A 12800-nucleotide genomic window follows, 5' to 3' on the forward strand; every position below is an offset into this window, starting at 1 on the left:
AGAGTTCCATTTAAAAAGGGTCCATGATGAACATGAACCCTTTTTACACCAGCCACCGGATCGGTCAACCGATCCTTAAACGATCGGCATTAGCCTTTAGGCGCCTTTTTCGCATATGTACTCCCCACTCACATACTGACGCCAAACTCGACATACCCAGATAAGGGTCGTGTGGGTGAGAACCTGCGTTCAGGTTCGAGTCTCGCTTGCGAGACAACGGCGGCGGCCGGTCATCCTGCACGACCCACCGTACAGGTGCCAAATGCTTGCCCCCTACTTCTTTTGACCTACCCGGCAACCGCCTCCTCAGCCAACGGTGATATCTCCCTCACCCTAACCCTCTCCCCAAGGAGAGGGAACAGTCTGTGCCACAGGTTATTCCGCCATTAACCTAGCCGCCGCAAAGAAATAAATATTTTAAAGGCAATTAGTGACTGACCATCAAAAACAAAAAGGGAGCCCAACTCGGCTCCCTATGGTTTTAATGCATTGGCAATAACTCAGGCCGCCAACGTCGCCCCACCATCGATCACAATATCCTGCATCGTGATATGGCTAGCCCGGTCAGATGCCAGGAACAGGATCGCATCGGCGATTTCCTGCGGTTGGGCAATCTTGCCCAATGGGATACCCAACTTAAACTGGTCGGGGAAACCCTTGATCATATTGCTTTCGCCGTGCTCGTCCTGCCACATCCCGCGTAGCATCGGGGTATTGGTCGAACCGGGGGAAACCAGGTTACTGCGCACACCATAAGGCGCCATTTCCAGCCCCACGGTTTGACACAGGCTGCGCATAGCGGCCTTGGAGGCGCAGTAGGCCGCCATGCCAACACGTGGCACATGGGCCGCGTTAGAAGCAATGCTCACGATGGCACCCTGCTTCTGGCGGCGGAACACCGGCAAGGTATGACGGAACAGGTTAAAGGCACCACCGGCGTTCACCGCCATGCAGGCCAGCCAGTCCGCATTGCTGGTTTCATCGGTCAGCCCCAGGCGCAGAACGCCGGCCCCATTGACCAACACGTCCAACCGCTCATGTTCCGCCAATAAGCGCTGGCAAACGCTATCTACCGCAGCGGCGTCGGTGATATCCAACACCTCGGTGCGGAACGGGTAGTCCAGATCGCCAAAATGCAGATCGAAGCCGATAACATCGGCCCCGCTCTGGGCAAATGCCAATGCAGTTTGATAACCAATTCCCGCCCCGGCACCGGTCACCCAAACACGTTTACCGGTAAATTCCTGTTCATTGGCCATCAGGATCTCCTCTCGGAAAGCAGTGCCCACCAGCTATCGATAGTCGGTGATTTGGCCAGCGCGATAAAATCGATATCTTCACGAATTTTACGCCAGCGGGTTGCCAACTCCATGATACGCACCGAATCCAGACCGTAATCGATCAGGTTTTCGTCATTGCCGATGTCTTCGCTATCTTCATCGAGCAACGGGATAATTTGCTGGCGCAGCGCATTGATGCTGCCAATTCCGGGTAGCAGATCGGCGGTGGTCACCACGCGGCCACAGCGCCCGGCGGTGTAACGCAAGGCCATCAGGTGTTCCTCACGGGAGAAGTCCGCCAGGCCGTCGGCCACCATAAACGGTTTGATGTTGCGCATAAAGGCGTCGATAGCCGTGGTCATGCAACCGATATGCGCATACACGCCGCAGATAATCAGCTGATCGCGCCCGCTTTCTTGCAGGATCTCTTGCAATGGCGAGCGATGGAACGCGCTGTAACGCCATTTCACCAGCACCGTATCGTCAGCTTCCGGTGCCAATTCGCTGACCACAGCCTGCTGCTCCGGGTGCTTGTTCAGTCCCGGCCCCCACATATCATTCAACAAGGCACGGTCCTCATCACTTTGCTGATTAGGCTGCGCGGTATAAAACACCGGGATACCCTGCTGCTTGCAGTAGCGGCGCAGAGCGGCGATGTTCTCGACTACCTGTTTGATCAGCGGGCTGTCTTCGCCCCAGAAATTGAGGAAATATTGCTGCATGTCGTGGATCAGCAGTGCTGCGCGCTGTGGCTCGAAGGCCCAGTTAACCTTGTTAACCGGCAGTTCGCCAGGCGTTGGCAACGCATAATCGGTAAGTTTAGGGATCGCCATGACTTATTCTCCTTTGGCCTGAGCCAGTTGTTGCGCTTCCAGGCGTTCACGCAGCAGTTTTTTATCGACTTTTCCGACCGGGGTTAACGGTAGTGACTCCACCTGAATAAAGCGGTCGGGCAATTTAAATTCGGCCACACCCTGCTCACGCAGATGGCGGCGCAGCACCACGGGTTTGACGGCCTCGTGCGCGATGACAAAGGCGCAGCTTTTTTCACCCATCAGATCGTCCGGCATCGACACCAGCGCGGCGTTAATCACCGCCGGATGGCGCAGCAGCAGGTTTTCAATTTCTTCTGCAGCAATCTTTTCGCCACCACGGTTGATTTGGTCTTTCTGCCGCCCTTGCACCTGCACATAGCCGTCCGCCGCCAGGCTGATCAGATCGCCGGAACAGTAGAAGCCGTTCTCGTCAAAGGCTTCGGCATTATGCTCAGGGCTTTGGTAGTAGCCGCGGAAAGTGTATGGCCCACGCGTCATCAGGCGGCCAGTCTCCCCTACAGGTAGCGGATTACCCTGCTCATCTGCCACCCATAGTTCATCGTCCGGACACATTGGCGTGCCTTGGGTGGTGAGAATGTGTTGGTCGTCGTCATCCAGCAATGTGTAGTTCACCAGCCCTTCGGCCATGCCAAACACCTGCTGCAACTGGCAGCCGATCTCGTTGCGTATGCGGGCCGCCAGGGTTTCCCCCAATTTTGCGCCGCCAACCTGCAGCAGCGTCAGGCTGGCCAACGGCTGATTGCTGCCCCACTCTTCGATCGCCTGTAGCCACAGGGTAACGGCAGGCGGCACCAGTGCGGTGACCGTGATCTGATGCTGTTCGATCAGTTTGAAACATTGGGCTGCCGCGGGATCGCTGGCAAACACCACCAGACCGGCACCGTAGAACACCCCCAACACGCCCGGAGAGCTCATTGGGTAGTTGTGGGCCACTGGCAATGCACATAGATAGCGGGTAGCGCTGTCGAAGCGACAAATCTCCACGCTGCGGCGAATGCTGTAGTAATAATCGTTATGGGTGCGCGGGATCAGCTTCGGCGTACCGGTGCTGCCACCAGAAAGCTGGAAAAACGCCACCCGATCGGCAGCCGTTGGCGTCGGTTCAAAAGCACCGAGTTCCTCTTCCAGCCAAGCGGCCAATGCCTGTTCACCTTCGGCCTGATTACGCAGCCCAACCACCCGTAGCGAAGGATGTTGTTCCCTGAACGTATCCAGGAACTGATCCTGCGCGAACAGGGCATGATCGCGATCGGCAATCAACAGCGCAGGCTTGATTTGGCTGGCATAGGCGTTCAGTTCACTGCGCTGATGGCTGAACAGAGCATTCACCGGCACCACACCGATTTTCAGCAGGGCAAAGAACACCACGTAGAATTCAACCACGTTGCCAAGCTGAACCAACGCAGTATCACCGGATCGCAGCCCACGCCGTAACAGGGCGGCGGCTAGACGGTCGGAAAGCTGTTCCAGTTGGCGATAGCTTAAGCTGCGCTGCGGGTCGGTCATCGCAATAGCGTCGTTATCTGCCTGACGGGACAAGATGTCGGTCAATGGCCGATCGATCCAATAGCCGCGTTCGCGGTAACGGCGCGCGAACTCTTCAGGCCAGGGGGTAAAAGCAATTGTCATGGAGGACTCTCTATCCTTGATTTAGGCCAAACGCACGTAGAATGGTGCTGAGTTTGGTGCCAGTTTCGTGCCATTCGGACTGTGGGGAAGAGTCCTGCACGATGCCGGCACCGGCAAACAGGCGTACCTGATTACCCTTGACGGTGCCGCAACGGATGGTGACGACCCATTCTCCGTTGCCCTCGGCGTCGCACCAGCCGACGATGCCACCAAACAGCTGCCGGTCAAACGGCTCAAGCTGTTCGATCAGATCCCGCGCTGCCAGCGTTGGAGTACCGCATAATGCCGGCGTCGGATGCAGCAGACAGGCTAGTGACAGAGCATTCTCTGCCCGATCGGCCACTTCACCATCGATGGGTGTCGAAAGATGCCACAACGTGGTGGTACTGAGTAGTTCGGGGGTTGCGGGAATATGCAAATGACTGCAACGCCCGGCCAAGACCTGGCGCATGCCTTCGGTTACGATTTGGTGTTCATAGCGGTCTTTACCCGAAACCAGCAGTTGTTCGCTGACCGCCCGATCCCGCAGCGGATCCCTTTCGCGCCGTGCCGAACCCGCCAGAGGATTGGAATGGAACTGGTCGCCAAATTTACGCAGCAGCAGCTCCGGGCTGGCTCCCACCAATGCCCCCTCTGCCAGCGGCACGTGGAAATGAAAGCCGTGGGGATTCTGGGCAATGATACGCGCCATCAACGCTTCGTGGTCTACCGGCTTGCTGGTTTCAATGTCCAACAAGCGGGCGAGCACCACCTTATCCAATTGATCACTGTTCGTTGCCTGTACGGCATCGCTAACCATCTGCATAAACTGCGGCTGCGCTGGCAACTCGGTTTGGTGGACAATCTCAGGGATCGGCCCCGCAGCAGGCACTAAACTGGCCTGCAGGGTTTCACGATCGAACCATTGCGTCTGTTGCGGGATAAACAGTGACGAGGGTTGACGAGTATCGAAAGGGATCGCGCCACACAGCAGCGGATCCTTGATGCCTGCCTTGCGGGCCTGTGCAAAGGCCTGCTGTATCGCCTGCTGGAATTGGCCTTGCAGGTCATCACCATCAACCGCAGGCAAGGTGATGCGGGCAAAACACCCTTGAGTGCTCAGACTGCGAAAAGGCGAGGTAAAAAAGAAACCTGAAGTCGGGGATATTGTAGCGGCCTGTGCCAGATCTACCCCCTGTTGCAGGTCCTTTTGCGCTGCGCCCTTAACGGCTACGTCCATAGGTACTTCCTCTTGTTTCATTAACAATAACCAATATAATAATGATTATCATTTGTATTGCATCCGCGATAAAGTACCTGCCAGAACTAACCATGTCAATAAACGTAACCTCTTCTGCTAACCTAGATTAAGGGTTAAACTTGGTGGTTTCAGACCAATGAATAATAATCATTCGGATTAAAAGGATCTCACCGATGTCAATTCCCCTGCGGCTCAGTCTGGCGTTGTTTGGCCTGCTGGTTTTGAGCGTGGTCCAAGCCGAGACTCAAGCCTGGCCGCGCAGTATCGAAACCTCGCACGGCGTTATCACCCTTGACCAACCGCCACAGCGTATCGTTTCCACCAGCGTGACGGTCACTGGTACGTTGTTGGCGATCGACGCCCCAGTGATCGCCAGCGGAGCCACCAGCCCAAACAATAGGCTGTCGGATCAGCAGGGCTTTTTCCACCAGTGGGGAGAGATTGCGGCCAAACGCGGAGTGAAACGGCTCTATATTGGTGAACCCAACGCCGAGGCGATCGCCGGTGAGGCACCGGACCTGATTGTGATGTCCGCTACCGGGGCCGATTCTGCGGTGCGCCTGTACGATCAGCTGTCAGCCATCGCTCCGGTGCTGGTGGTGAACTACGACGATAAAAGCTGGCAGGAACTGGCCAACATCCTTGGCGTAGCGACCGGCCATGAAGCACAAGCGGAGAAGATCGTCAGCGAGTTTGATCGCCGTGAGAAAACGCTGAAACAGCAGATGACATTGCCACCACAGCCCATAACGGCACTGGTGTTTCGCAGCGATGGCAAGAACGCCAATCTGTGGAGCGCCGACTCATCCCAAGGGCAACTGCTGCAACAGCTAGGATTTACCCTGGCCACCTTGCCGCCCAAACTCAACGCCAGCACCAGCCAAGGGGCGCGTAAAGACATCATCCAACTCGGCGGAGAAAATCTGGCTGAAGGCTTGAATGGCCAGACACTGCTGTTATTCGCCAACGACGAAAGCGATGTGCAGCGGCTGATGAGCAACAGTTTCCTGGCCCATCTGCCAGCAGTGGAGAGTAAACGGGTTTACGCGCTGGGGAACGACACCTTCCGTCTGGATTATTACAGCGCCAGCAACTTGCTGACGCGTCTGGAAAAGCTGTTTATTTCTCCGTAGCCGCAGTGGCGGGTTGGAGTTTCTCGCTCTGCCCGCCCATGCTCACGTTGCGCAGCCCGCGCATGGCAAACGCCAGCACCACAGCCAGCAGCGCCGCGCCAAAACCGAAGCTGGTCGAACTCATCGCTGGCAGCATAAATGCCCCCATCGCGCCAAGCAGCAAGGCACCAAGCGCATCCCCCACCACGTTCTGCGCGGTCCACAGGCCGTTAATCCGGCCCAGAAACGCGTCCGGCGTCAGATTTTGTATCAGGCCATATTGCAGCAGCGAGTTCAGCGCACTGAGGTAGCCAAACACCACCAGGCATAGCAGCGCCATGCCGTACCAAGGCATCAAGCCAAACAGCCCCACAGCTACGAAAGCCGCTATCGCCGTTATCAACATCATCCAGCCTGGCCGTGCCACCTGAGCCACCCGGCCACTGGTAAATGCGCCAATCGCCGCACCTAATGGCACCGCCGCATACATGATCCCCAAACTCTGGGTGGTGACCTGCCACATGCCCGAGATAGCTGGATATAACACGCGCACCGCACTAGCCATGGTCATCAGCGCACCAATCAGCGCCACCATGCCAATCACCTTGTTCTGGAACAGGAAGGTGAAGCCGCCGATCAGCGCCCGCAACGGATGTTCGCGAGGCTGGGGCGGCGGTGGCAACTGAGGCAATTTTAATAACGGGATCAAGGTGATCAACGTCCCCAAGGCCGCCAGCGCATAGTTCCAACTGATACCCGCCCCGGCGATCACCAGCCCGCCGATAGCGGGAGACAGAATCGACCCAAAGCGCACGGTCAGCATACTGATGGCACCGGCCTGCACGATATTCTCACGGCCAACGATGGCCGGTGTCGCGGCCAGCAACGCCGTCACGCCCACGGCACCAAAAAATCCGTCCCACACCGCGAGAAGGTAAATGGCCGTTAGTGAAGGCGCTGGCAACGCAGCATTGAGGCACAGGCCAAGAAAACCCACGCCACAGGTTGAGCGCGCAAACAGGATCAGGCGACGGCGTTCATAGCGATCGGCCAACACTCCTCCCATCAGCAAACCGGCAAACATGCCGCTGCCCGCCAGGGTTACCGCCAGCCCAACCAACAGGGTTGAGCCGGTTAACGCCTGGATCTGCACCGGAATGGCTATCGCCATCAGGCCCAATGCCAGGATCGAAATAAAACGGGCAGAGAATACGGCACGAAAAGCGGGGTTGGTCCTAAGCAGGCCAAAATCGAGCAAAATAGAGGGTTTATTCATCTGGTAATCACCACAACTTATATCCTTGATCTTCCACAAACAATGACACGATATTCGATAGGCACGGTGCTAGTGCTGGCCAGGCTGCCATGCTACCATAGATAAACATAATCAATAATGATAATAGATATCATTGATATTCAATTAATAATGGGCTGTCATGTTCCGGCTTACACCTAATTGCTCTCCACCGCTTCCCGACCGCAGGGGCATACTGTTTCTGGGGTTATCCCGCGCCTTCTGGCAGCGCCTGTTTGGCCTGCTGTGCGCCATTGTCGTGCTTTTAGCCGTAATTGTGCTCAGCCTGTCGCTGGGGGCTAAATCCATTCCTTTCAGTAACGTCGTTGCCGCGCTGAGCGGCCAATGCAGCGGCGCAGACTGCGTCATCATTACCGAAGCCCGCCTGCCACGCACGCTGATCGGCATATTGGCTGGCATCGCGCTTGGGCTGGCTGGCGCGCTGATGCAAACCCTCACCCGCAATCCGCTGGCGGATCCCGGCATTTTAGGCGTTAACTCCGGAGCCGGCTTCGCCGTTGTATTGGGCATAACCTTTTTTGGCGCGGCCACCGTCAGCCAGTATCTGTGGTTTGCCTTTGCCGGAGCGCTGTTTGCCTCGCTGCTGGTAGCGCTGGTAGGTGCTCTGGGTGGCAGCCGAGTTAATCCTGTGCGCCTGACGCTGGCTGGGGTGGCATTGGCTGCTGTGCTGGAAGGGATGACCACCGGCATCGCTCTGCTCAACCCTTTGGTGTTCGATCAGCTGCGTTTCTGGCAGGCCGGTTCACTCGACATTCAGAATATGGCGGTAGTACGCACCGTCGCATTGCCAATCCTGCTGGGCACGCTGATAACCCTGTGGCTTAGCAAGGCGCTGAACAGCTTGAGCATGGGGAGTGAATTAGCCGCGGCGCTCGGCACTGGCATTATCCGCACTCAACTGCTTGGCCTGATAGCTATTACGCTGCTGTGTGGCGGAGCTACCGCCGCCGTTGGCCCTATTGCCTTTGTCGGGCTGATGATGCCCCACATTGCCCGCCGCTTGGCGGGTTCCGAATTAAGTTGGATGTTACCCTGGACATTGGTTTTAACTCCAATCCTGCTACTTAGCGCTGATTTACTGGGGCGCTTTCTGGTCGCGGGGGAACTGCGGGTTTCCATTGTACTTTCCCTGATCGGCGCGCCGATGTTGATTATGTTGGTGCGTCAGCGCCGTATGTTCCGGCGGGGAGGATAAAATGAACCTGTTGGTTTCCCGCCAGATCCTCGCCAAAAAGCCGTTTCGGCTGGCGCGACCGTTGGCAACTGCCCTGCTGTTGTTATTCGCCTGCCTTGCGCTGGCGGTTTATGCCCTCGGTTCTGGTACCTTGCAGCTCAGCGCTGCGCAGGTGATCGACGCGTTACGCGGCGAAGGCCCGGCCAATCTTGCAGTGATCGTCACCCAGTGGCGTTTGCCACGTGTCGCCATGGCTTTACTGTTGGGGGCGGCGCTCGGCCTCAGCGGTGCAATTTTCCAGTCACTATTGCGTAACCCGCTCGGCAGCCCTGACGTAATTGGTTTCAATACGGGAGCCTATAGCGGCGTGCTGGTCGCCATCGTGCTGTTTAACAGCAGCGTTATCGGCATTACCTCCGGGGCGTTGGCCGGTGGCCTGCTTACCGCCGGGGTGGTTTATCTGTTGGCCTGGAGCAACGGGGTAGAAACCTTCCGTCTGATTATTGTCGGGATTGCCGTTCGCGCCCTGTTGCTGGCAGCCAATACCTGGATGATCGTCAGCGCCTCGCTGGAAGCGTCCATGACCGCCGGGTTGTGGAACGCCGGTTCCCTCAACGGTGTCACCTGGGCGAAAAGCCTGCCGGTGCTGGCAGTGCTACTGATGGCGTTACTGCTGTTGCTAACCTTGACACGGCGTATGCGGCTGCTGGAAATGGGGGATGACACCGCCTGCGCACTCGGCGTTGGCGTAGAACGTTCCCGTTTACTGCTGTGGCTGACAGGCGTGGTGCTAACCGCTGCCGCCACCGCCGTGGCCGGGCCGATTTCCTTTATTGCTCTGGTCGCCCCGCAAATTGCCCGCCGCCTGTGCGCCAATCAGAACGTCCTGCTGCTCACCGCGCTGACCGGTGCCTTATTATTGCTGGCGGCCGATGTGGCAGCGCAGCGCCTGTTTATGCCTTATCAGTTGCCGGTCGGCGTGTTGACCGTCAGCCTCGGTGGCATTTATCTGATTTGGTTACTAATCCGTGAGTCACGAAAAAAATGAATGCTGAAACCCCGTTCACCGCACCTCTGCGTGCCGAAAACCTGACGCTGAGCTACGACAAGAAAATCGTCGCACGCGATCTTTCAGTGTCTATTCCTCATGGCGAACTGACGGTCATAATCGGGCCAAACGCCTGTGGCAAGTCCACGCTGCTGCGCACCCTCAGCCGCCTGATGCAACCCCAGGCGGGCTCGGTATGGCTGAACGGTCGACAAATTCGGGAATATCCCACCAAGGAAGTCGCACGCCAACTGGGCCTGTTACCACAAAGCTCGATTGCCCCGGGCGATATCACGGTGTTCGATCTGGTTGCCCGTGGCCGCTACCCTCATCAGAGCCTGTTCAGCCGCTGGCGCGAAGAAGATCAGCTGGCGGTGGAGCAGGCTATGCGCTCAACCGGCGTTGCTCAGTTGGCCGATCAACCCGTCGATACCCTTTCCGGTGGCCAACGCCAGCGGGTGTGGATCGCCATGGTGTTGGCCCAGCAAACGCCGCTGCTGCTGCTGGATGAACCGACCACCTGGCTGGACATCACTCACCAAATCGATCTGCTGGAGCTGCTGCGCCAGTTGAACCGGGTGAACCATTACACGCTGGTGGTAGTGCTGCACGATCTCAACCATGCCTGCCGCTATGCCACCCATCTGATCGCCATGCGCGACGGCAAAGTGGTGGCCGAGGGCGCGCCAAAAGACATTGTTACGCCGGAATTGATCGAGGAAGTTTACGGGTTGAAGTGCGTGATCATCGACGATCCGGTTTCGCATACGCCGCTGGTGGTGCCATTGGGGAAATAGCGGCCAGCAAACTCACGATGAAAACCAGGCCACCGGCTGATAGCCGATGACACTACTGAGACTTCATCACCGTGAGCGCGCCAGCCCTCTAACTAACGTGTTTTATGCTGGGCACCCATCTACTGGGTAAATGGGGCCGTGCAAGTTGAAAAACCTTTACGCAGGCAGCCACAGCCGTGCTCCATTTACTTGGCTGGTGCGACATCCAATACCGTTACGTTATAGACCATGGTCGATCCCGGCAGGATATCCGGGGGCAGACCTTTATCGCCGTAAGCCAGGCTTGGCGGTACGACCATCGTGATACTGCCGTGATTTTGCAGCTTCGAGATCGCCGTTCTGAATATCGGTGGATAGCTGCTCAGTAACTGGGTGACCGAGGTGCCTGCCGCCTGCATATCCTTGACGACTTTACCGTTGATCAGGCTCTCTTTTACCGCCACGCTGATCATGTTGTTCGCGCCAATAGCCCCCTTTCCGGCCTTATCGATCCGGTAAAAGTAACCTAACGCCTCTTTTTTCACCTGTTTTTGCTTGGCAAACTGCTCGATGTAACGTGCGCCTGCCTTTTCGGTGTCCAATTTTTGCTGCTGTGCATTACGTTGCACCAACTTTGCGCTGGCATCCAACGCCTTGTCGATCTGCTCCGGTTGCAGCTTGAGCTTGCCCGCGAAGGTATCCTGCACCCCCGCCAGCGCCAGACGGCTGTCCACTTCAACCCCCTGAGCCGCCCGCTGTTTGAGCAAGGCCAACATGTCTTCTGCCAGGGAACTACCGATGGCATAATCACGGATCTCAAGCTCTGACTTCGGCTCTATGATTTCTCGTGGCTGCGTAGCCAACTGCTGCTGCAGTCGGCTGTTTTCCGCCTGTTGCTGTTCGTTGGCTACTTTCAGCATCGTCAGTTGGTTGTGCAGGCTTTCATCCAGCGCAAGCTGCAGGATGGGTTTAGCTTCAGTTTTCGCCGATAACTCGGCCAACGCCTTTTTCGCTTGCTCGGCCTGTTGACGGCTGTCGTTCAACTCTGCCTGCAACGCCTTGTTTTCCTGACTATTATCGGTGTGTGCTTTGGCCAGGGCTGCCAATTGTTTCTGCAACGCCGAGCTCTGTTGGCGGCTTTGGTCCAGCGCCTGCTGTAGCCTACCGTTTTCGTTGGAGTTCTCACCTTTAGCCGTCGCCGCGGCCACCATATCCTGCTGCATCTGCTCCGTCGCCTGCAAATTCTCCTGCAGGGTCTTTTTCAACTGGCTAACTTCGGCGCGAGCATCCGCATCCTGCTGTGCTGCCTGACGCAGTTGCTGCAACTCTTGGTCCCGTTGGGCAAGGGCAGCATTTAACCGTTTGATTTGCGCTTGCAGGGAAGCTGACTCGCGGGGCTTGATATTGGTGGAAGGTTTACTCACTTTCCTTTCTGCGGGAGGGCTGAGCTCATTCAGTTGTGAAGGGCTCAACAGCAACAGTGCCGGAGCCTCACTCTCTTGGCTGGTGATTGCTTCCAATGCCCGGATGGCGCTGGCCCTGTCATCCTTGAGTTGCTCTGCACCCAATGCGCAGCCCGCCGGCAACGTCAGGCTCAAGGCCAAACCATACTTTAACCCCAACTTCATTTCACGCTCTCCATTTTGTGGATCAGTCCGTTAAGCAAGTCTTGCCCGATTTGTGCACACAGCTGATTGGTTTTATATTTATACAGTGCGTCTAGCGTATTTTTGGTCAACGCGTTCACATCACCGCGTACCCCGCTGTAAAACGAGGCGTTAGTCAGCAGACTGTCAAAACTGGCCTTCCTGACTGCATAGGTCCGAGGACTAATGGTTTGCAACGCGGCAAGATCGTTCTGACACCTGCTTATAGGCGTCGGCTCTGGTGGGGGTGGCGGGGTTTCAACGACAACAGGCGTAGGCTCCGCAGCCGGTGTGACAAACGAGGTGACCGGGTTTTCATTCGCGCAGCCAGCCATCAGCAGGACATTGCTGATGATCAGACAGGCAAGCAGTGGCTGCCGGTGCCCACGGGTTTTCTGAAGCTGTTTCAAATTTTATTCCTTCCTGACTGGATAATGTCCGTCACCGCTGCCCGTGCGCACACGGATCGCCTCCATTAGCGGGCAATATTGCTATTGCCCGGTTGGGATGATAAGACAGGTCATACTTGGTGGCAACAGCAACAGGGCTGTGCCACGTTAGATCTCCAGCCAGTGACTGCTCACTGCCGTAAATTGGGCGAAGTTTACGGCGGGTTTTGCTAATCACATAATTCTACTAAGGCGTATTCTTTCTCAGCGAGAACAGTTCACTGTCGTTTTTAACCTGTAGTTTGCGCATGGCATTACATTTGTGCGCGCTGATGGTCTTGATGCTGCGTTGTTG

General features: G+C 56.7%; 12 protein-coding genes. 4 read left to right on the forward strand and 8 right to left on the reverse strand.

All coding sequences use genetic code 11. From position 1 onward, the window contains the following. Window positions 1-500 precede the first annotated feature (500 nt). From dhbA to ABIE29_RS23255, 4 genes are read right to left on the reverse strand one after another with little or no spacing between them, the layout of a single operon-like run. Window positions 501-1259, reverse strand: coding sequence for a 2,3-dihydro-2,3-dihydroxybenzoate dehydrogenase (dhbA, locus tag ABIE29_RS23240; protein WP_429621679.1), 759 nt, complete (start codon window positions 1257-1259; stop codon window positions 501-503). Further along, window positions 1259-2113 (reverse strand): isochorismatase family protein, encoded by an 855-nt coding sequence (locus ABIE29_RS23245; protein ID WP_429621681.1) that lies wholly within the window; start codon window positions 2111-2113, stop codon window positions 1259-1261. The genes dhbA and ABIE29_RS23245 overlap by 1 nt, the downstream gene beginning before the upstream one ends. A gap of 3 nt (window positions 2114-2116) precedes the next feature. Further along, complete coding sequence (locus ABIE29_RS23250) at window positions 2117-3745, reverse strand: (2,3-dihydroxybenzoyl)adenylate synthase (RefSeq protein ID WP_429621683.1); 1629 nt, start codon at window positions 3743-3745, stop codon at window positions 2117-2119. Window positions 3746-3755: 10 nt separating this feature from the next. Continuing rightward, window positions 3756-4964: an isochorismate synthase gene (locus ABIE29_RS23255; RefSeq protein ID WP_429621685.1), complete on the reverse strand. Its 1209-nt coding sequence runs from the start codon at window positions 4962-4964 to the stop codon at window positions 3756-3758. A 194-nt stretch (window positions 4965-5158) separates the two neighbouring features. On the opposite strand from ABIE29_RS23255, the gene fepB reads away from it, so the two are divergent. Further along, window positions 5159-6118, forward strand: coding sequence for a Fe2+-enterobactin ABC transporter substrate-binding protein (fepB, locus tag ABIE29_RS23260; protein WP_429621687.1), 960 nt, complete (start codon window positions 5159-5161; stop codon window positions 6116-6118). On the opposite strand, the gene entS is transcribed toward fepB, so the two are convergent. Then, window positions 6105-7373: an enterobactin transporter EntS gene (gene entS, locus ABIE29_RS23265; protein ID WP_429621689.1), complete on the reverse strand. Its 1269-nt coding sequence runs from the start codon at window positions 7371-7373 to the stop codon at window positions 6105-6107. The two genes, fepB and entS, sit on opposite strands and share 14 nt — an antisense overlap. Before the next feature lie 160 nt (window positions 7374-7533). On the opposite strand from entS, the gene fepD reads away from it, so the two are divergent. From fepD to ABIE29_RS23280, 3 genes are read left to right on the forward strand one after another with little or no spacing between them, the layout of a single operon-like run. Next, window positions 7534-8607, forward strand: coding sequence for a Fe(3+)-siderophore ABC transporter permease (fepD, locus tag ABIE29_RS23270; protein ID WP_429621691.1), 1074 nt, complete (start codon window positions 7534-7536; stop codon window positions 8605-8607). A gap of 1 nt (window position 8608) precedes the next feature. Next, complete coding sequence (gene fepG, locus ABIE29_RS23275; protein WP_429621693.1) at window positions 8609-9634, forward strand: iron-enterobactin ABC transporter permease; 1026 nt, start codon at window positions 8609-8611, stop codon at window positions 9632-9634. After that, window positions 9631-10431: an ATP-binding cassette domain-containing protein gene (locus tag ABIE29_RS23280; RefSeq protein WP_429621695.1), complete on the forward strand. Its 801-nt coding sequence runs from the start codon at window positions 9631-9633 to the stop codon at window positions 10429-10431. The genes fepG and ABIE29_RS23280 overlap by 4 nt, the downstream gene beginning before the upstream one ends. A gap of 185 nt (window positions 10432-10616) precedes the next feature. Here ABIE29_RS23280 and ABIE29_RS23285 read toward each other — a convergent pair whose 3' ends face one another. From ABIE29_RS23285 to ABIE29_RS23295, 3 genes are all read right to left on the reverse strand, one after another. Continuing rightward, window positions 10617-12038, reverse strand: coding sequence for an FKBP-type peptidyl-prolyl cis-trans isomerase N-terminal domain-containing protein (locus ABIE29_RS23285; RefSeq protein WP_429621697.1), 1422 nt, complete (start codon window positions 12036-12038; stop codon window positions 10617-10619). Next, window positions 12035-12466: a hypothetical protein gene (locus ABIE29_RS23290; RefSeq protein WP_429621699.1), complete on the reverse strand. Its 432-nt coding sequence runs from the start codon at window positions 12464-12466 to the stop codon at window positions 12035-12037. Before ABIE29_RS23290 ends, ABIE29_RS23285 begins: the two co-directional genes overlap by 4 nt. Before the next feature lie 226 nt (window positions 12467-12692). Then, window positions 12693-12788: a LuxR C-terminal-related transcriptional regulator gene (locus tag ABIE29_RS23295; protein WP_429621701.1), complete on the reverse strand. Its 96-nt coding sequence runs from the start codon at window positions 12786-12788 to the stop codon at window positions 12693-12695. Between the last annotated feature and the right edge of the window lie 12 nt (window positions 12789-12800).

Source organism: Serratia sp. 2723, assembly GCF_050434425.1.
In the GTDB taxonomy this organism is placed as follows: Bacteria; Pseudomonadota; Gammaproteobacteria; order Enterobacterales; family Enterobacteriaceae; genus Chania.